The organism is Mucilaginibacter sp. UYCu711 (genome assembly GCF_050433825.1).
Classification (GTDB): domain Bacteria; phylum Bacteroidota; class Bacteroidia; order Sphingobacteriales; family Sphingobacteriaceae; genus Mucilaginibacter.
Window position 1 is genome coordinate 23490 of sequence record NZ_JBNPWM010000011.1, and the last position, 22219, is coordinate 45708.

Consider the following 22219-nt stretch of genomic DNA (forward strand, 5'->3'; position numbering starts at 1 on the left):
ACCATAACGTAACTAAAGACTTACGAAGTTTTTAAAGCTTTGTAAGTCTTTTTCTTTGAAAAGGATTATACTTGTATAAACCTTTTATTATGAAACCTCTTTACGCAACTTTGCTGTTAATGGCTATGGTAACAATGTCTTATGCTCAGGGAACCGCGCCCGTAATTCCGTTATATCCCGATGGTGTTATTAATTCAAAACCTACGCCTGCTACCTATGTCGAGGCAACCAGTGCAGATACCCATATATCAAAGGTTAGTATCCCTACCATAACACCATTTTATCCGGAAAAAGGTAAAGCAAACGGCACTGCTGTAATTATTTGCCCGGGTGGTGGCTATTCTATTTTAGCAAGTGGGCACGAAGGATATGCTGTAGCTAAGGAGTTTAACAAAATTGGGATCATTGCCTTTGTACTTAAATATCGCTTGCCAAGTGATGAGATTATGGTTGATAAAGCTATAGGCCCGTTGCAGGATGCGCAGACAGCTATTATGATCGTTCGTAAAAATGCTGCGGGCTGGGGCATTGATCCTGCAAAAATTGGCATACTTGGTTTTTCGGCAGGAGGGCACCTGGCTTCAACCGCCGAAACACATTTTAATAAACCTGTTATTGATAACAAAGGCATCAGCGTTCGCCCTGATTTTGCCGTGCTGGCCTACCCGGTAATAACCTTTGGTGATGAGGCACATAAAGGCTCAAGAGTTAATTTAATTGGTAAAACACCAACACAAGAGCAGATAGACCTTTACAGCAATGAAAAGCAGGTTACTGCAGATACACCGCCAACCTTTATAATGCAGGCGACTGACGATGGGGGCGTACCGGTACAAAACTCCGTCATGATGTATGAGGCGTTGCTAAAAGCCAAGGTGAAAACAGAAATGCACCTGTTCCAGGCCGGTGGGCATGGATTTGGATTAATCAATCCAAAAAGCCCCGAGCTTTGGTTTACCTGGTGCGCAAGCTGGTTAAAAACAAATGGATTTTAATTTAACTACAATAGATCTCCAAAAATATAAACGATGAGAAAACTGATCTTCGCCGTTATTGCGCTTACTGCACTATCAACAGCACAGGCACAGGATGTTAAGCAAATACCCTTATATCCTGATGGTGTGCCCAATTCAAAACCTACACCGGCTACTTATGTAGAGAACGATGCCAATGGTTGGGCGCGTGTTGTAAGTATACCAACGCTAATACCTTTTCCGGCTGATAAAAGCATTGCTACCGGCACTGCCATAATTATTTGCCCGGGTGGTGGTTATGGTGGCCTGTCAATGGATAATGAGGGCTATAGCATAGCCAAGGCGTTTAGCCAGGCAGGTGTAAGCGCTTTTGTTTTAAAATATCGCTTACCAAGCGACCAGATAATGGTTGATAAAACCATCGGCCCGCTGCAGGACGCGCAAGCAGCTATACAAATGGTACGTACCCGTGCGGCCGAGTTGGGAATAAACCCTGCTAAAGTTGGTATCATAGGCTTCTCTGCAGGTGGGCATTTGGCATCAACTGCCATAACCCATTTTAATAAAGCTGTTATAGATAATAAAAGTAATGTTAGCCTTCGTCCGGACTTTGGGATCCTGATGTACCCGGTCATTACCTTCGGCGATAAAACACACCAGGGATCAAAAGATGCATTGATAGGTAAAAACCCATCGCAGGAACTGGTTGACCTGTATAGCAACGAAAAACAAGTAACTGCTGATACCCCGCCCACACTAATTGTTATGGCCGAGGATGACCGCACCGTGCCTATTGAAAACGCACTAATGTTTTATAGTGCTATGGTAAAAGCCAAAGTAAAAGGCGAAATGCACATTTACCAGGCCGGTGGACACGGGTTTGGTATCCATAACAAACAAAGTAAAGAAGAGTGGTTCAACTGGGCTAAAAGCTGGCTGGCCGCAAATGGGTTTTAGCAAAACATATTACTATTAGTTTGTTTATATAATATACCAACCTTTATAATAATGCTGATCAAGAAGATACTCATAGGGATAGACAATAGTAAATTTGCCGAGTACGCAGCCAAATACGGCTTTGACATCGCCCATAAATTTAAAGCTAAGGTTGGGCTGGTACATATTGTTGAGCCGGTTATGATGCCCTATAATAATAGCGGCGACCCATTGATGGGGACATCAGATTTTTCGGTTGTTGATGTGGACATTATTAATATTCAAAACAACGCTTCAAAAGCTATTATAGAAAGTACCATAAAGCAATTTGGCGAGGGACTGGAGGTTACCCACTTTAGCGAATTTGGTGATACTGCCGACGGGATTATTAGTTGCAGCAAAGAGTTTGGTGCCGATATGATAGTAATAGGTACACATAGCCGTACTGGTATTGATCGCCTGCTTATGGGCAGCGTTGCCGAGCACGTAGTGCGTCAATCGGAAGTGCCGGTGTTAGTAGTGCCGTTTCCTGAGTCCGGAAGTTAGTGAAGTCGGCAATTCAGAAAGAAATAAAAATAATTGGAAAGGCTAAAAGTCTTCGGACTTACGGTCTTTCAAACTTCCCGACTAATACAGCAACCTAAACCTGATAGTATGCTCAATCGCTTTTAGCTGATTAAGCACTTCTGTATCATAGCCGGTATTAACATCGGTTATTACATAACCAATCTGTTCGTTGGTCACCAAAAACTCGGCTACTATATTAATGTTGTGGCGGGCAAATACATCATTTATCTTGGCCAATATCCCCGGTACGTTTTTATGGATATGAATAAGCCGGTGTGCATTGCTAACACGTGGTGGCTGCAAGTCGGGGAAATTACAGCTGGTATGGGTCTTACCTTCGTTCATAAAAGCAATTACGCGTTTAGGTAAAAAGTCGTCGTTTCGGGGGTTATGCTTAGGGTCGTCAAAAATTATAATACCGTTCTCGCAAGCGGCTTCGGCCAGTTTTTTATTTACTTTTCCAAAGCAACCAATTACTTTCAGCCTGCCAGCATTTTGTACCTGTTCTGGCGTTGGCTGGTTGTCTTCATCGCAAAGCAATACCCCTGCTTCATCTAAATATTTTTCTTCAATAGTATCGCGCTGGCGTATGTTGTAGCCCTCTTTTTGCATTTGCGTTAAGGCTTCTTCTTCAACATTACCTATTACCAAACATTTGATCCGGTTTTTAGGGTACGATATGGCACGCGGCAGTTTATTGATATATAAAAACTCATCAAAGCTGGGGGTGATATGGTCGGCACGTTCGGCAACTGATTTACGCTCGATATTTTCAGTAAACGCAAAGAATTTTTTGATCATACCCGATTCCTTTAACTGGAAATCAGAATAGCCATCGCCTATACCATAAATATCGCCTTCAAGCTTCAACTCTTTTAAAAGTTTAACTTTACCACCTTCTTGCGATAGCGGGTTCTCGCGGTCATAACCTATTATATTACCCTCATCATCAAACACAAAAGTGTTGGCGTAGATGTTTTCTTTTTTAATATGATACTCGGTAACAACCGGGATAATGAACTCTTTAAACCCCCCCGATACGATCAAAACCTCGTCCTGGTGATTTTTAAAGAATATGGTATTACGGGAGAATGAGGTAGAAACCTTTTTCTTTAAATGCGTTATCAGCAATTTTAAATGTTCGCGGTTAGCTTCTAAAAGTTTTACGCGGTTTTCAAGGCTTTGGCTAAACGATAGTTTGCCTTCCATCGAGGCGTTGGTCAGGTCCTCTATCTGCTGGTATATTTTTTCCCTGTCGGGATGGTTCTTTAGTGATATTCGGGCAAGCTCGTCTAATGCTTCAACCTGGGTAAATGTACTATCAAAATCTATTATAAAATACTGGCTCATGCTGCTTAATGTGCAAAAAAAATATATCCCGTAAGCTAGCGGTACCATCGGGTAGGCAAATGTGCAATTTTTGATTGGCTTTTTCCGTTTGATTACTGTAAGATTTAACAAAAAATAAATCTCAAAAAAACTTAATTTAGTGTTAAACCTTTTAAACAAGGTTTGTCTAACAGATTATAAAACAACTAAGCCATGAGGAGATCGATTTTTGGATTACTGGTGCTATCTTTCCTAACAAGCCTATCTGCTTGTACCAGTTATGATTATTATGTTGCAGGTTTAAACCGGACAAATTTAAGCAAGTACCGAACGTTTGCCTGGATGCCCGCGGGGCGTAATAGTGATAAGGCAAATACCAATATGGCTGCCGATGCAAAAATTAAAGATGCCGCCACATCATCTCTGGTAAATAAAGGTTTAACCCTTAGCCAGCGTGATCCTGATCTGATAGTAAGTTATTCAAGCGTAGTTGGCACGGGTACGCGTACCTATTATTATCCTATGTATGGCGGGTATCCAGGTTATGGTTTTGGATATGGTGGCTTTGGGTATGGGGGCTTTGGCTGGGGCGGTTGGGGTGGTTATTATCGCCCTTATTACTATGCTTATGGCGCACCATTTATATACGGCGGCATGGGCGTTAGCCAGGACCATTATAAAGAAGGAACATTAATTATTGACCTGATAGACCGCAGGAGCAAACAAATTGTTTGGCGCGGATTTGGCGTAGGAGAGGTACATCGTAATCATCAAAAAGATATAGATGCTTTACCTGAAGTAGTAACAGGTGTTTTAGATCAGTTAAGCTTAGCGCCATCAATAGCTGCACCGGCAGGCGGCAGGGGCGATATGCGGGGCCGGAGGGGTAGAAGAGGTACAGTAAGCCCGGCATCAAACCGGTCAATATAACTTGCAATATATAAAAAAAGCGTCCAGATTAATCTGGACGCTTTTTTTATGCTGTAGGCTTGAAATTATGGGCAGATGTGGCACCTACGTTTTATAGAGCTTCATTTAGCAAATTTATAATTTTACAAACGTGCTTTTACCTATCAATGTATTTTGTATGATATTAGTTACTTCTATAAAGTAAGTCCCCGGCGATAAAACGCTAACATCACCCTGCCAGGTAGGATTGCTTGACGTTGAGGATTTTATTACACTACCAGTAGTATTTGTTATCGTAATTTTATAATTAGCTGCTGTAGTAGCCGCTGTAGTAGTAGCTGGCGTTATAGCTAAGTTTAACATTGATTTTACTGGGTTGGGGTAAACACTTATCAAATTAGCAGTAATATTATTTACCACGTTATCAGCATACATTATGGGTACAATGCTTGAATAAGAAATATTTCCTGTCAGGTCTATTTGCTTTAAACGATAGAGGTTTTGCCCTTTAACAGGATTTGGATCCAGGTCATTATATACCCCCAGGTTAGCTGATGTTAAAGAATCAAGTGTGTTGAATTTTTTACCACCATTAATACTGCGTTCAAGAATATACCGTGTGTATGATGATTCATTTTCTGCCTTCCAGGCTAATTTAACTTGCGTGGCTGTTTTAGTGCCGGTAAAACTTAACAAATGCACCGTTAGTGCCGGGTTAGGGCGCAATACCAGGCTAAACCTTTTTGAGCCATAAGTATTTGTATCCGCCAGGTTTGCAGTAAAGCTGTAGTTTGGATTATGTTTTACATCAAGCGAATCTTTTTTATAAGCATCCATAAGCCAGACATCATAAACATCAGGGAAGTTATTTAACGCTGTGAAACCTAAGCTATAAACCCCTGTAGTGGTAAAACCTACATTTAATGGTATACTTTGAGCTTTTTTGGGAAACGGAAGCTGGTTAATGGCCAATGCTTTTTTATCGCCTGACAAATTAGATAGGTTTACCGAACCCGAGCCTTTTAAATATAATGCATCTTCATTTAGGGCATAAGTGTCATGTGCATTATTATTAAAAATCACTATATTTTCATCCTTATTGATCGTGTCTTTTGACAGTTGGATCCGTACCTGATAATTATTTATAGGAGCCGCCGAGTTTAATAATAAAGTACCAGGATGGGCATTAACTTTAGCCGACTCATTAAATACAAGTTGCGCGCTGCCATTGGTAGCATGAACAAAAAAACCCTGTCCGCTTGGTATAATATTACTACCACCCAACGTGCCAGCACCAGCAGAAGCACTTGTATTTAAATACGTAGCGTAATTTTTACTGCTAACGTTATAAATATAAATTGTTTGATCTGTATTGGGTGCGTATATGCCCGTACTCATGGTTCCGGCAAAAGCTGTATTCCAGTCTATCGAACTTGGGTATGGGTTGCCCACAAGGTTAAACCCTTCAACAGTTGTAGTACCGCTGGTGGTTGAATAAGCTAAATTGTTTGAGCTATAGTTAAACCAATCCTTTACAACTATTTGCCCCTGGTTTATAATACCCGAAGTATTTAACACAACATCGTTTGGTACGGTACTAATATTGGTGCCATTATTTCCTCTAAAAAAATATAAAAAGCCATTGCCCACCGGCATATTAAAATTACCATCTATGGTGCCTAAACTGTAGGCAGGCGCGTTGTTAATTGCGGTTATCGCCCTGTAATTGCCCGATGTAAATGAAGTGCTGGGTAATTTATCTTCCCGATAAAGGTATACCGTTGCCGCACCGGATACGTCAAAACCACCACTTGAACCGCCAGAGCCGGTAAGGTAGCTTCCACTGCCTTTAAGATAACTTAAATTGTAATATGCATTCCCCGACGAAGGATCAGATACCGGCGACGAAAGCAACCGGTATCCACGGTAAGTTAAATCGCCACCCCCGGTAATAAATGTCTGTACAGCAACACGGCCTGTTATAGCGCCACTGGTTAATGGCCCAATACTGCCGGTGCCGGTAGCATCAGCTAAGAGCGTTAAATTATCATTAGCATTTAAAATTGCTGTACCAGACATAGTTAACAAACCTGAAGAAGAAACAGAATAATTACCACTGTTAAGTGTTTTAGTTCCGCTATTGCCAAAAGTCACATTTTTAAATACCACACCGTTGCCGGCGTCTGTGCCATTATCGTCCAACAATTGGGCAGTTCCGGTAAAGGCAACAGTAGCGGCATTAGTAAGGATATTTATTTTGCCATTTGATGATGACCAATTGCCGGTTACTGTTACTGTACCGGCCGCAAAAACTTTGTTAGCTGCCTGCGAAAAAGACAGGTTAATATACGTGCCCGATACAATTGTTTGGTCTGAGCCGGCGCCATTATATTCAACGGCTACATTCCAGGTTTTGCCCGTCGGGATAGGGGTTGCTGTAGCTTGTGTTTTAAGCGTGCCTGCGCCAGTATTAGCAAATGTTGCACTTGGCCCTAAAATATTTGTGCCCATATCCAGGTTACCGGTTAGGGTTAATGTACCGTTAATAGTATAAGTTGAAGATGTAGCAGGCATGGTTGCGCCCGGGCCACTAATAGTTAAATTATTTAAAGCTAAGGGCAAGCCTGTACCTATGCTTTGCGCCCCGGTATCATTATAAATATAATTGCCCGTAGTGCTGTATGTACGCGTTCCTGAACTTTGTATTGAACCTGTTGCGCCTGTCAAAGCTAACCCGTCATCATTAGCAGTTATAATTGTGCCCGCGCCATTTAAAGTAAAAGTACCTGTTGATGTATTATCAATAACCGAAGTGCCAAAATCTACTGTCGCACCACTATTGATTGCAAAATTTATAGCCTGCGAAGAGAAAGTACCACCCGTTTTTAAATAGGTTTGGGTAGCTGAACCATTAAAAGAGATAAGGTGTGAACCTGAGCCTTTTTGTATAGCCCCGCCCGAAAAGCTGACGTTACCTGCGATATTAAAATTGGTGGTGCCAGAAGCATTATTTAAAACCAATGTCCCGCCAGACTGATTATAATTACCCCTTACAGTTATTGTACCGCCTGCGGTAGCTAATTGAAAATTGCCCGTGCCGGTTGATATCACCGTCAAGTCATTAACACTGGCTGTTCCGCCAAGAGATACACCACTGCCGGCAACGTTTTGGCCGGGGCAGTTCCATATAAAATTGCCGAAAGTTTGGTTACCGCCTAAAATTGTGCCTGCGTAACTTGTATAACCAATTATTTCGCAGGTTGATAAATTATTCCATGTAGCAGCTGGTATGGTGCCGTTAGTAGTAGTAGTGTTATGTTGATATTTACCACCACTTAAAAAAGTTAAAGTACCTGTGGGCGTAATTACACCGGCGTTTGTTATAGTACCTGTAACATCGGCACCACCGCTGGCTATGGTTAGGGTGATCCCAGAGTTAACTATTATCTGCGCCCCGGTCTGTACAACTATTTGGTCGGCAGTAACGTTGGCCGTAACTGTAACTGCATGTGTATTAAGTATCGTAACGATATTGGCTGCAGATGTAGGTGTGATGGTTGCATCCTGCCAGCCAGATGTACCGTTAACTGAGCTTTCCCAAATTGAAGCATCGTTCCAATTGCCGGATGTTTTTGTCCTGAAATAATCAGTAGTAGCGGTAGGTGTTACCGTGCCGGGTACACTAATAGTTGTCGTAATAGCGGCATCAGTAGCCGTAATGGTTGGAAAAGGCGAGGTGGCGTTACTCACAATTTTAACGCTTAATGTTTTTGTGCCGGCTACCAAAGCGGTTGGCGCCGGTAATGTTGCACCCGCATCTGTTGATGTAATGGTTACTGTATTTACTACTGAAGTGACTTTGTTAAAGTTGGCATCTACAGCATTAACAATTATATTAAAAGCAACACCTCTTGCTGGTGGGCTGGCTGTGCCCGATTTCCCGTTAACCGTTCCCGGGGCAGCAGTTTCTCCGGGCAATAATAGCTGAAGCTGTGAGTATGCACCCGCGGCAACCGTCATAGACGGGCTGGTATTGGCTGTTTTTGCACCATTGGTAACATCAGTAGCTGTAATGGTGCGGGTAGTAGTAGCCGTTTTAAATGTAAAGCTAAATGTTTTTGTGCCGGATACCAATGCTGCATTTGCAGGTAAAGCCGCGTTAAGATCGTTTGATGAAATATTAACCACATCTGTAGCAGTAGTTACCACATTCCAGGCGGCATCAACAGCATTTACCGTGAGTGTAAGCGATGTCCCTGCTACAGGAGCAGTTGGTGTGCCGGTTTTACCCGTGGTTGTACCGGGCGCGGCAGTTTCGCCAGGCAATAGCAACTGTAATTTAGTAAAGGTGCCAATACTTACAGTTATTGATGGGCTGGTGTCAGCTGTTTTCGTACCGTCAGTAAAATCTGCAACTGTAATTGTTTGTGTACCAGGTGTTTTTAAATTAGGGCCAGTTGTAGTGGTAAAGCTTTTTGTGCCCAAAGCTAATTGTGTATTAGCAGGCACTACCCCATTAGCGTCGGTTGTTGTAAACTGCACAAAATCTACAACTGATGTTACTTTATTCCAATAAGCATCTACTGCGTTTACTGTTATGGCAAAAGCAGTACCCGCCGATGCACCAGTTGGGGTACCGGTTTTTCCGGTGGCTGTACCTGCCGCAGCCGTTTCGCCAGGTACCAACAATTGTAATTTAATAAATGCGCCTGCGGATACTGTAACAGATGCACTAGTACTACCGGTTTTAGCAGGATTAGTAACATCAGTTGCCGTAATTGTTCGCGCTCCGGCTGTTTTAACAGTAACGCTTAAAGTTGTAGTGCCCGCCACTAATGATGTATTTGCAGGAAGAACCGCGTTTGCATCAGTAGAGGAAAGATTTACAACATCTGTGGTGCTGGTAATTACATTCCAGACCGCATCAACAGCATTTACAGTAACGTTTAAGGTTGCGCCTGCAACCTGCCCGGTAGGTGTACCCGTTTTACCCAAAGTGGTGCCAGGGGCAGCAGTTTCGCCGGGTAATAAAATTTGCAGTTTTGTAAATGCACCGGCATTAACTGTAAGTGCGGGGCTAATGTTGGATGTTTTTGTACCGTCGGTTACATCAGTAACTGTTATAGTTGTGGTTGTACCGGGTGTTTTTAAATTAACTTTATTAGTAAATGTCATTGTACCGTTGGCAAGTGCTATATCTGCAGGTACCACACCATTAGCATCGGTTGTTACCAGGTGTATAATATCTGTAACAGTTATTACTTTATTCCAATAGGCATCCACAGCGTTTACTATCACGGTAAATGCGGTTCCGGCAGTGCGGGCGGTTGGTGCACCGGTTTTTCCGGCACCCGAGCCGGGCGAAGTAGTTTCACCTGGTACTAATATTTGCAGCTTGGCAAACGCGGCTGTACCTACTACAACCGCCGCGCTTGTGTTGGCTGTCCGGGCGGGCGTAGTAACATCGCTCGCTGTAAGTGTTTTGGAGGCAGCTGTTTTTAAAGTTACACTCACCGTTTCGGTACCGGCTACCAATGCAGCGTCGGCAGGCAATACAGCATTTGCATCAGTCGAAGCCAGGTGTGCCACGTCTGTAACAGAGGCAACTAAGTTCCAGTTAGCATCAACTGCATTTACAATTACATTAAATGCTATACCTGCAACTTGCCCGGTAGGTGTACCTGTTTTTCCTGTTATTGTTCCCGGTGCTGCAGTTTCGCCGGGCAATAATATTTGCATTTTATTAAACGCGCCTGCAGTTGGCGTTACAGCAGGTGAAGTAGCGGTAAACGTACTGGTATTATCAGTAGCTGTTATGGTTTGTGCAGCCCCTGCGGTTTTTAAAGTAACAGCAAATGATTTTGTACCTGCCACTAAAGCAGCATTGGCAGGTAGGGTAACATTTCCGTTTGATGCGGTAATAGCTATTGTATTGGTACTCGCTGTTACGTTCCAGTTAGCATCAACAGCGTTTACTATAACGTTAAATGCAGTACCTGCTATAGGGGTGGTTGGTGTACCGGTTTTGCCCGAAACCGTTGCGGCGGCGGCTGTTTCGCCTGGTAATAATAATTGTAACTTTACATAAGCACCTCCCACCTGAGATAACGAGCCAAAATTTGTACTGCCTGTAACCCCGGTAATACTGCCTGTACTGGCAGCGCTGCGAAATATATTTGCTGATGCCAAAACAGTTTGAGCCGTAGCCTGCACTGATAGCCCGCTTATGGTTATTTTATTCCCAATAAGGTTTGCACCGGCAGAATAAGTAACGGTAATAGTTGTGCCGGTTACAATTGTAGAAGTTATGGTTATGTTGCCGGCCCCTGTTGCCGTACCCGCACCCGACTGAAATTGCCAGTTTGCAGGTGCTGATAGAACCAGCGTTACATTGGTGCCTGTGGTAAAATCGGCAGCTGCGCCGCTGGTTATAACAATATCCCCAAGTGCAGTAAAAGCTGCCGCACCGCTACCTGCAGATTTATCCGCAGAAATACCCGTACCCTGACTTGCCGGCGTTACATTTACTGTTGCAAAACTCTTTAGCGAGAGAAAAATGCAAAAAAACACGACCGAAAGCCGGTAAAAAGAGTGCATATTAAATAAGTAGTTTAAAATAATTAATGCTTTGAAAATACAATATTTTCAACCAATTTTTGTTATTAAATGCTTATTATTTGCTTACGGCGCAAATATAATGTAGTAGCTATCAAAACAGTAAGTGCAAAAATAATAACTCCATTATCAAGAGGCATGCATGCCGGGTCGTCAAGATCAGAGCAATCACCTCCGGGCAGCGGACCCTGAGCCAGAAGGATAGTTGTACTTATAACCAAAAATATTAAAGTGAGTACTGATTTTTTTATCATATTAAGTTTTAGTTGGTAATTGTAACCATTTGTGTTACAATTTAATAAAGGTACTTTTGCCGGTTACTGTATTGCTCGCAATGTTTGTTACTTCTATAAAGTAAGTCCCTGGCGATAAAATGCTGACATCGCCCTGCCAGGTAGGATTACTTGACGTTGATGATCTTATTACACTACCGGTAGTATTTGTTATCGTGATTTTATAATTAGCCGCTGTAGTAGTAGCTGGCGTGATAGCTAAGTTTAACATTGATTTTACCGGGTTGGGGTAAACACTTATCAAATTAGCAGTAATATTATTTACAACATTATCAGCATACATTACTGGTACAATGCTTGAATAAGAAATGTTTCCTGTCAGGTCTATTTGCTTTAAACGATAGAGGTTTTGACCTTTAACAGGATTTGGATCCAGGTCATTATATACCCCCAGGTTAGCTGATGTTAAAGAATCAAGTGTATTGAATTTTTTACCACCATCAATACTACGCTCAAGGATATACCGAGTGTATGATGATTCATTTTCTGCCTTCCAGGCTAATTTAACTTGCGTGGCTGTTTTAGTGCCGGTAAAACTTAATAAATGCACCGTTAGTGCCGGGTTAGGGCGTAACACCAAGCTAAATCTTTTTGAGCCAAAGCTATTGGTGTCAGTTACACTGGCAATAAAACTGTAGTTTGGATTGTGTTTTATATCCAGCGAATCTTTTTTATAATTGTCTAACAACCATACGTCATACATATTGGGGATGTTTTTTACATCGGGTATGCCTAATTTATAGCTACCATTACTGGTAATGTTTACATTTAAAGGTATTATTTGGCGTTTTTGAGGAAATGCCTGCTGGTTAATAGCAAGGCTGACATTGTCGCTTGATCGGGTTGAAATATTTACAATGCTGTTGCCCTTTAAATATTGAGCATCCTCGCCTACATTGTAATTTGTTTGAGCATTATTTTTAAAAAATACAATCGCATCCTCTTTGTTTAATGAATCTTTAAATAACTGTACGCGTAAATAACGTTGCACTTCTAAAGAATCGGCAGCCGAAGCTAATGATAAGTCTGATGCAGTAAGTTGTGATGGAACCTTGTCATCCTCTGAAAAAGTAATTGAAGCATTTTGATTTTGCGCTATTACAAAAAAACCCTGCCCGGTTGGTATAATATTAGCCTGCGGACCTGTAAAATTGATGCCTACGCCGCCAAGGCCCGCGATATAGGTAGCGTAAACCTTTAGCTTAGGGTTATATATGTATATAATGCTGCCGATGTCGCCTCCTACATGTTTACTATTAACCTTGTCCCAGTCGATAGAACTCGCGTAAGGGTTTCCTACCAGGTTATAGCCACGTACCAAATTATTACCAGAGGTATTAGTGTAAAGTAATTTTCCGTTTGCAGCGGCTCCTGTCCAGTGATTAACAGTGATGTCTCCCTGGTTCAAATACCCGGTTGATGTTAATGTAACTGGGTCGGCAATTGCGGTTATTGAAGTACTTGCATTTGTTGCCCTGTTGCCTCTAAAAAAGAATAAAAAGCCGTTACCAGCCGGCAAACTAAATGTACCAGGATCATTATTAATTGTAAAAGTTGAACCGGCATTTATCGAACTAACACCGCGAAAATTTCCCGCTGTAAAATTAGCACTGCTTGGTTTTAAGTTTTCGCGATAAAAATATAGGGTCGGATTGCCTGAAACATCAAATCCATTGGTTGGGCCACCGGTACCTGATATATAAGCAGCGTTTTTAATATAACTTAAATTTGGAAGTATTAAACTGCTGCTTGATACGGAAACAGGCGATGATAACAAGCGGTAACCACGGCTATTGCTATCTCCACCGGTTAAATATCGTTCTACATTTACAGTGCCTGTGATGCTGTTGCCAGCTAATAATGATTTTACAGTTGATGACCCGTTGGCATCTGAGCTTAAAGTTAGTATTGCCGTACCTGCCGCAAGTACCGTATTTGTGGTAGTAAATTCTATAGAACCGGTGCTTGCTATTTTAAATTTGCCGGTGCCACCTAATGTTTTTGTAAACGCGCCACCGCTTAAAACCAGATAATAAAAACTGACAGCGGTTGAGGTGTTGTTATTATTTATAGCTTGAGCGACAGCTCCATCAAAGTTCACAGTGCCGGCCGAAGTAAATATTCCTGCAGATGTATTGCTGAAAACAGGGCTTGCAATGGTGGCAGCACCACCTGTTATATTAATAGTGCCGCTGTTGGTAAATGAGGTACTACCATTGATATCAAGAGAACCTGCACTTGTAATTGCACCCGCGTTAGATGGGGTAGTAGCGTTAAGGATAAGCGCACCTGAGCCAATTGTAACAACCCCGGTAGAAGCATTGGTGAATATACCGTTTACTGTAACAGGCCCCGTACCGCTTTTAGTTAGCGTACCTGAATTAGTAAATACACCGGTAACATCCAGCGTGCCGGTGCCTGTGTTTGATTGTATGATAGAGCCACTATTATCCAGCGCACCCGAAAAAGAAATACTGCCACCGCTGGTTTGATTTATGGTGCCCAAATTAGCTTGTCCTGTAGCAGCACCAAAGGTCATGGTACCACTTGTAGCACTTTGATTGATAATGCCTGTAGAAGTATTGGTTACTATGCCGGTAAAAGTAGTATTGCCGGTACTTGATTTGGTTATTGTACCTGAATTAGTGGTCATACCGCCGATAGATGCAGCGCCAGTGCCGGTTAATTGTAGTGTAGAGCCCGAAGGATTAATAAGGTCGCCACCTACAGCTAAGTCATTAGCACCGGTAATTGTTGATGTGGTGCCGCTTATATTTAAATTCTTAACTACCGTAATAGTGCCACCGGTTAACGTTACGGTAGCATTTTTTATAGACAAGCCACCTATTGTAGTACCCGGAATTATTGGTGCAGTTGTGAATGCTTTATTTACGCCAACTAAAACCGTAATTGTGGCATCAGGCAATGTGGTCACATCAGCCCCGCTATTAAAAGGGTTAAAATTACGCTTATCTGTCCAGCTGCTGCCGTATGTCCCTACCCAGTCATAAGTAGTAACGATACTAAAAGATTGGCCGGTTATTGTGCTGCCGCTGTTATATGTGCTTCCGTTTGTAGCTGTAAGGGCTGCTGTAGATTGCCCGCTTGATAGGCTGAAATTAAAAGTTAATGGAGTTGGGAAACTGGCAGTGGCATTAAGGTCTGCAACTATAAAATAGTAATATGTAGCTGGTGAAGCTGCCGTAAATGCCTCACTGAGCCCCGTTATAGGGACGCCGCTTACCCCGCCGTTATAGTTAAAACTCGCACCTGAAACAACGGTTGCGTTAACAAAGTTTGCGGTTGTAGACCGGTATAATTTAGCCGTTGTATTGTTTAAATACTGCCCCATATTAGTAGTACAAGGAATGTACATACTTGAAATAGTTGCATTAGCTTGCATAGTTATGCCAAAGCTAAAAAGCACTATACTGGTTTGCCCGTATGATATATTACCGCCTGTTATACCGCTGGATGTGAAATTATTATTTGTAAACGTGGCAGAACCAGATGTAAGCGTATAGGTAGCGCCGGTCGTTCCTGACGCGTTAGTGTAGGTGGTTCCACCATTGTTGCTAAATATCTTTGTTAAATCAAATTTAAATGATGAAGGAAGCCCCGTGGTTGAACCTGTAAAACTGGCTACTAAATAATAGGTATAAGTTGTACCTGCGTTTATAGTGACGTTGCCACCCAGATCTGCCGTGATAGTGTTGGGGGCTTGATTAATAGTCGCGGTTACTTTTGAAGCGGTAGCAAACGAGCCAGATGTGGATCGCCATATTTCAATATTTGCGGCCGGAAAATATAAAAATGGGTTAGCTGTAGTTGTTGAAAAATATAAAAAAGCATTTGTTACGGTTGCCGCACCAGTGCTAGTTACATCTACCCCCATTAATACAACGTTTGTTTGCCCATAATATAGGCTTGATGAAGCATTTAAACCGGTTGTATTTGGTGCAAAAGTAACTGTTGGGTTTATACACGAAAAGCTTACCCCGCTAAAACTTGCATTGTATGACCAGTTTGCCTGGCTAAAACTGTATTGAACCGTAGCAGGTAACGATCCATAGCTGGGTATAAGATCAGCAACTACAAAATAGGTATAATCGTTATTATTTATACTTTCATTTATTGACGTGATTTGCGGATTATTGTTAACGATAGAAACGGATGCACCAGATACGATAGTAGCGCTGGCAAAAGTTGAACCATGTGCAGGTGTTTTATATAACCTCCCGTTGGTAAATAACCCACCTGTCCCGCCATTTAAGGTAAAAGCTGTAAAATTAACAGTGCCTGATGCTACCGCTACTTTGAAGCCAAATAACACAACATTTGTTTGCCCGCGTACTATTGAGCCTGCTGTAATACCATTGGTGTTGGTACTGTTTGCACCGGTAATTGTTACCGTTTGCCCAAAAGCTTTATTGGCACCCCCAAAGCAGCCAATAAGAAGTAAAGCAGCAATTAAATATTTAACTAATAGTTTTTTCAAAACGGTACTCCGGTATTTTTGCACATTAATGCAAAAATTATGCTATCGGCGTTTTTTTATACTTAATAGCTTAGAAATGAGCTATTCACGAGTATTTTTATCGGGGTGTTTTCTTTTTGCTAAAAAGGGGAATTATAGGTTAGAAAATCATACCCCATTGCGGGGAATTTATTCTACATAACGGGACGATGAGTTGTCTTGTCAAAAAGTGTGACATTTAACAATTTTCAGGCCATGTATCATACTCCTGTTTTGTTTAAACATGTTTTGTTTAAACAAGGGGTTAAAATTCATCGATAAAAAACAGCTGTTTAGGGTAAAAAATTATATTAAATGATTTAAAATGCTGAAACTTGTTTAGTTATTTTAGGTGGCCTAAACGCAACATTTAAACAGATATATGAATAAAGTTTACCGCGGGACGATTTTGTGTTTTTTGATGGTAATTGCAAGCCAGGTTTTTGGGCAGCAAATATTAGTAACCGATGCCAAAAAAAGAGAGCTTAACAATGTTTCTTCGGTAGCCGATACATCCTATAAAAAAAGTCATCAGCGCGCTTTTTCACAAGCTGCCTCCCGCGGATGGATAACTAACAGGCGCACCCGCAATGGTGGCCTGGTATCATTGCAGGGCCTAAATAGCCGGGGTTTCCCCAGATACTTAACTACCCATGGCAATACGCCATCACAGGCCACTACCGGCACAAACCAGGTACAGCCCGGTGGCACTACCGGCCTCAATTTATCCGGATCAAGCACTTTTTTAAACGATAAACTGGCTATGTGGGATGGCGGCTGGGTTTATAAAGCGCACCAGGAATTTGCCGGCAAAACCATATCGCTTAAAGACACTGCAACAGTTGCAGACCACTCTACACACGTAGCGGGTGTACTGATATCAAAAGGTACTTATGCTGCAGCCCAGGGGATGGCCTATAATATAAATACCCTTTCATCCTATGATTTTAATAATGACGTAACCGAAATGGGCCGCGCTGCATCAAACCTGCTGCTTTCTAACCACTCTTATGGCGACGTAGCAGGGTGGGACTTTGATGAAACACAATCAAGATGGGAATGGTATGGTTTACCTGGCGACACGGTAGACTACACATTTGGATTTTATGATACGCGGACTTCTGCCTATGATAAAATAGCCTATAATGCACCCTATTATTTAATTGTTGCTTCATCGGGCAATAACCGGGCTTATGGGGGGCCGGCAGTTGGGGCAACTTACTACGGGTATACAAGCCGCACCAACCCAACCTTTATTAATAAAGGCCCGCGCCCCGCAACTATAAGCAGCAATACGGGCTATGATATTATACCCACAACAGCTACAGCAAAAAATATACTAACCGTAGGCGCGGTAAATCCATTACCTAATGGCCCATCCGGCAGCGCCGATATTAAAATAGCATCATTCAGTAGTATTGGCCCCACGGATGATGGCCGTATTAAACCGGATGTTGTGGCTGATGGTGTGAGCGTTTTATCAACAAGCAGCACCAACGCTACAGCTTATAGTTCAGAAGACGGTACATCATTTGCCGCGCCAAATGTTACCGGCTCGTTACTTTTATTGCAGGAATATTACGCTCAAAAAAATGGTGGCGTGTTTATGCGTTCGGCCACTCTAAAAGGTCTGGCCTGCCATACCGCAATTGATGCGGGTAACGTAGGCCCCGATTATATTTATGGCTGGGGATTGCTAAGCATGCCAAAAGCCACGCAGGTAATTACCGATAATAATACCAAAAGCTTAATTAAGGAAAGTACAGTGCTACAAGGTCAACCCCAAACACTTACCATATTGGCATCAGGCAGTGGGCCGTTAGTTGCTACAATAACATGGACAGATCCGCAGGGCACCGCAACTACCGACGGGGTAATTAATAACCGTACCCCAAAATTAGTTAATGATCTTGACCTGCGGATAAATGATGGCTCGACAGTTAATGCGCCATGGGTGTTGGATGTGTTAAATCCATCAGTGGCGGCAACCAGGGGCGATAACATTAGGGATAATATTGAACAGGTATTTATTGCCAACGCTACTCCCGGCAAAACTTATGCCATTGTAGTGTCGCATAAGGGTACATTACAATCGGGGTCACAGCCTTATTCGCTGATAGTTACGGGCATAGGCGGTGCGCCTTATTGTGCATCGGCTCCCGCATCAACTGCCGACTCAAGAGTTAATAATTTCACCATCTCAAACATTAACAATACCCCTGCCGCGGGCTGCACTTCTTACAGCGATTATACCAGCCTAACCGCGCAGTTAGAGCAAGGCGAAACTTATCCGCTAAGTATTACTTTGGGTACCTGCGGGACCAATTTTAATAAAGCAGCCAAAATATTTATTGATTGGGATGGTAACGGAATCTTTGATGCCGGCGAACTGGTTGCCACCACCAATATTATAAATGCTACCGGTACGTATAATGCCAATATTACTGTGCCAACTACGGTTATCCCCGGTAATTATAGTTTAATGCGCGTAGTATTAGCAGAAACCAACGATGCTACCACAATACAGCCATGTGGCACGTATGCCAAAGGCGAAACCCAGGATTACAGGGTGATATTCAATAAAACCAGCACCGATGCCGGTATAAAAGCTATTGTTAATCCATTGGCTACAGGTACCTGTAATGGTAATACAGCCATTACCGTAACCATAAAGAATTATGGTGGCGCGGCAATTACAAACATCCCGGTAACGGTTACCATAAAGGCGCCTGATAATACGGTAACAACTATAAGCGAAACCTACACTGCTACGCTTACCCCGTTACAGGAAGATAATTTTACTTTTAGCAACACCTTTAACTTTATTGCAGGCGCAACTTATACCGTTACCGCTGCTACCGCCTTGGCTAATGACCCTATTGCCGCTAATAACCAGGTTTCGCAAACTGCGGTTATTACCACTCCGGGAGCACCACTAAGCTTAAGCGCGTATTATTGTGTAAACAATAGCCAATATCAACTATCAGGCACCGGCGATGGTACTTTGTTTTGGTATAAAAATATTGCCGATGCTTTACCAATTGCTTATGGCCCGGCTGTAAAGACCACTGTAACCCCCGTCAATGATACTTACTATGCCGGCCTTAATGATTTTACCGGTACGGTGGGGCCAGCCACTAAAAATGTTTTTTCGGGGGGCGGGTACAACCAGTTTTCGCCGGCTATAAATGTTTACACGGCAGTGCCGATGATTATCCAGAGCGCGCGATTGTACATTGGCAACCCGGGGGTAATAACTTTTAACGTTACCAATTCAAACGGACAAATTGTAGCAACTACAACCATAAACGCTGCCGCTACACGCAGCAATCCTGCAGCCGGAGCGTTAACAGATGATCCTAACGACCAGGGCAGGGTTTATAACCTCAACCTTTTATTACCTGCGGCCGGCAAATACACTATAACCCCGGTTTACGATGCTACTGTTACTTTATATCGCAACAATGCCGGCGTAACCGGTTATCCGTTTAAAGCGGGTAATCTGTTTAGCATTGAACGTAATGATGCTGTGCCTCCTACCGGCACCGACACCACTTATTATCGGCAGTTTTATTACTACCTGTATGATATCAAGCTAAAAAGTGCGGGCTGCGCCTCAATTGCGCGGTTGCCGGTAAGCCTGTCCAAGCCAATAATAACCCAGGCCGGCACTACTTTAACCTCAAGCTTTGCAACAGGTAATCAATGGTATTTGGATGGTAATATAATTGAAGGTTCCAACGGTAAAACTTACGACGCGCTGCAAAGCGGTAATTACAAAGTAACTGCAACTACAAGTACGGGTTGTGCCGTACCGTCTGATAATTTTGCATACGCGGTTATAGCGCTGCACCCGGGCACAGACACCGACATTAAGCTGGTTACCTTCCCCGAACCGGCAAATAAGCAACTAAACGTGGTTTTTGTGGCTAAAACCGCTGATGAGTTAACACTGTCGTTAATAAGCAGTAATGGCAGTATAGCCTACACTAAAACGCAAACCGCGGCTGCGGGTAACTTTAGCACGGTAATTAACGTGGGTAATTTACCGCCGGGTACATATATGTTAAAAGCCATGCTTGGTGCTAAGGTCTATGCCAAAAAGATTTTGATAATACGATAGGGAAGGTGTTGCTCCTTCCAAACAATACAGCCTGTTAAAACCCTTTAGCTTTTTTTAAGTTATAGCTATATAAATAATTAGCTATGAGATCTATCTGGAAAGGTTCAATTGGTTTTGGTTTGGTAAGCATCCCGGTAAAGCTATTTTCGGCAGTGCAAACCAGTTCGCTTGATTTTGATATGCTGGATAGCCGCGACCACTCGCGGATCCGTTACCAACGCGTAAACGAGCATACAAAAAAAGAGGTGCCTTTTGATAAAATAGTAAAAGGCTATAAGATTGATGACGAATATGTAATAATGGACGAGCATGATTTTGAAGATGCCGCGCCCGAAAAAAGTAAAGTCATCACTATTGAAAGTTTTGTCGACGTAGACGAGGTTAACCCCATGTTTTACGAAACATCATACTATACCGAACCTGATACTAAAAATAATAAAGCCTACGGCCTTTTATTGCAGGCACTCATCAAATCAAAAAAGGCCGGCCTGGCGCGGTTTGTATTGCGCAGTACCGAAAGCCTTTGTATTGTACATCCCGTTAAAAATGTGCTGGTGGTTACCCGCATCCGTTTTGGGCAGCAGATCCGCGATACGGATGACCTGGAAATTGCCAAAGATATGGACATCAGTAAAAGAGAGCTGGATATGGGCCTCGCGCTGATAGATCAATATTCAGAAAAATTTGACGTGTCTAAATTTAAAGATGAGTATAACGACTCGTTGCTAAAAATCATCGAAGCCAAATCAAAAGGCAAACGTGCCACCGTTAAAAAATTAAAGCCGCATAAAACATCGGGCACAGATCTTTATGACCAGTTAATGGAAAGCCTGAAAACTAAAAAAGGCGCATAACCCAATTACTGATTTAACTACACACTGTTTAAAAATTACAACACTTAAGGCTATCTGTTAGTCCTCCTTGATAAATATTTTATACTTAATATTAGTTAGTAATTAATAAATTCAATTAATTGGCAAGCGATGGCATTGAGTTTGTGTTTTATCAAACAGATAAACTTAATGAAAAACTAACATGGCAACTACAACAAAATCTCCGGCTAAAGCAAAATCGCCGGCTACAAAATCAAAAGCACCTGAGCAAACATCAGATGTAACAGAATCAGCCCTGAACGAACTGTTTCTTGACGAATTAAAAGATATTTACTGGGCCGAAAAACATTTAGCAAAAGCCCTTCCTAAAATGGCAAAAGCGGCAACGTCTAACGAATTGCGTGAAGCGATTTTAGCCCACAAAACAGAAACAGATAATCATATCACCCGTTTAGAGGAAGTATTTAGCTCGATAGATGAAAAAGCAGTAGCTGTAAAATGCGAAGCAATGGCCGGCTTATTAAAAGAAGGCGATGAAATTGTTGAAGAAACTGAAACCGGCAGCATTACCCGCGATGCAGGTATTATATCAGCCGCTCAAAAAATTGAGCATTATGAAATTGCATCATACGGAACATTAAGAACCTTAGCGGGCGTATTAGGTTATAATGATGCAGTTGAATTGCTGGAAGCAACATTGCAAGAGGAAAAAACAGCCGATAGTATGTTGACTGAAATTGCTACAAGCGGTATCAATCAAACCGCAAGCACCGAAAAAGAATAACGATATAGTAAAGCCGCTTTAATACAGCGGCTTTACTATTTTAAAATCTCTAAAACATTTCACGCCGATTAGATATTATACTTTATATCTATGAAAACATTAACTAAAAACAAAAAATTATGAACTCACTATTGTATATCATAGCGGTTATCCTGGTAATAGGATGGGCGTTAGGCTTCTTTTTGTATTCAGCAGGTGGCATTATCCACGTATTGCTGGTAATTGCAGTTATTGCCTTATTATTAGGCTTAATTCGCAGGCCAACCGCACTCTAATTAAATATTAAATAACATAAAAGCCGCCCTGGTTTTAGGGCGGCTTTCTTGTTTTGAAGCGGGTT

At 42.2% G+C, this 22219-nt stretch carries 11 protein-coding genes; 8 read left to right on the plus strand and 3 right to left on the minus strand.

Annotated elements, in window-relative coordinates:
• Window positions 1-89: 89 nt before the first annotated feature.
• The 3 genes from ABIB50_RS21410 to ABIB50_RS21420 are packed head-to-tail and all read left to right on the plus strand — an operon-like array spanning window position 90 to window position 2456.
• Complete coding sequence (locus ABIB50_RS21410; protein ID WP_429383134.1) at window positions 90-995, plus strand: alpha/beta hydrolase; 906 nt, start codon at window positions 90-92, stop codon at window positions 993-995.
• Window positions 996-1028: 33 nt separating this feature from the next.
• Window positions 1029-1931, plus strand: a complete 903-nt coding sequence (locus ABIB50_RS21415) for an alpha/beta hydrolase (protein WP_429383136.1) — start codon at window positions 1029-1031, stop codon at window positions 1929-1931.
• A gap of 51 nt (window positions 1932-1982) precedes the next feature.
• Window positions 1983-2456, plus strand: coding sequence for a universal stress protein (locus ABIB50_RS21420; RefSeq protein WP_429383138.1), 474 nt, complete (start codon window positions 1983-1985; stop codon window positions 2454-2456).
• A gap of 81 nt (window positions 2457-2537) precedes the next feature.
• Here ABIB50_RS21420 and ABIB50_RS21425 read toward each other — a convergent pair whose 3' ends face one another.
• The gene (locus tag ABIB50_RS21425) at window positions 2538-3827 is read right to left on the minus strand and encodes an HAD-IB family phosphatase (protein WP_429383140.1); all 1290 of its coding nucleotides are present in this window, start codon (window positions 3825-3827) and stop codon (window positions 2538-2540) included.
• A gap of 192 nt (window positions 3828-4019) precedes the next feature.
• Between ABIB50_RS21425 and ABIB50_RS21430 the strand changes: the two genes are divergently transcribed.
• Window positions 4020-4736: a DUF4136 domain-containing protein gene (locus ABIB50_RS21430; protein ID WP_429383142.1), complete on the plus strand. Its 717-nt coding sequence runs from the start codon at window positions 4020-4022 to the stop codon at window positions 4734-4736.
• 114 nt (window positions 4737-4850) lie between these two features.
• Here ABIB50_RS21430 and ABIB50_RS21435 read toward each other — a convergent pair whose 3' ends face one another.
• Window positions 4851-11312, minus strand: a complete 6462-nt coding sequence (locus tag ABIB50_RS21435; protein ID WP_429383144.1) for a T9SS type A sorting domain-containing protein — start codon at window positions 11310-11312, stop codon at window positions 4851-4853.
• Window positions 11313-11618: 306 nt separating this feature from the next.
• Window positions 11619-16121 (minus strand): T9SS type A sorting domain-containing protein, encoded by a 4503-nt coding sequence (locus ABIB50_RS21440; RefSeq protein ID WP_429383146.1) that lies wholly within the window; start codon window positions 16119-16121, stop codon window positions 11619-11621.
• Window positions 16122-16521: 400 nt separating this feature from the next.
• On the opposite strand from ABIB50_RS21440, the gene ABIB50_RS21445 reads away from it, so the two are divergent.
• The 4 genes from ABIB50_RS21445 to ABIB50_RS21460 all read left to right on the plus strand — a co-directional run bounded on the left by ABIB50_RS21445 (window position 16522) and on the right by ABIB50_RS21460 (window position 22154).
• Complete coding sequence (locus ABIB50_RS21445; protein ID WP_429383148.1) at window positions 16522-20262, plus strand: S8 family serine peptidase; 3741 nt, start codon at window positions 16522-16524, stop codon at window positions 20260-20262.
• A gap of 83 nt (window positions 20263-20345) precedes the next feature.
• Entirely contained in the window at window positions 20346-21116 is a 771-nt protein-coding gene (locus ABIB50_RS21450) for a Ku protein (protein WP_429383150.1), read from the plus strand.
• A gap of 181 nt (window positions 21117-21297) precedes the next feature.
• On the plus strand, window positions 21298-21879 hold the full coding sequence (locus ABIB50_RS21455; protein ID WP_429383151.1) for a ferritin-like domain-containing protein: 582 nt from the start codon (window positions 21298-21300) through the stop codon (window positions 21877-21879).
• 119 nt (window positions 21880-21998) lie between these two features.
• Entirely contained in the window at window positions 21999-22154 is a 156-nt protein-coding gene (locus ABIB50_RS21460; RefSeq protein ID WP_175269474.1) for a lmo0937 family membrane protein, read from the plus strand.
• The last annotated feature ends 65 nt before the right edge of the window (window positions 22155-22219 follow it).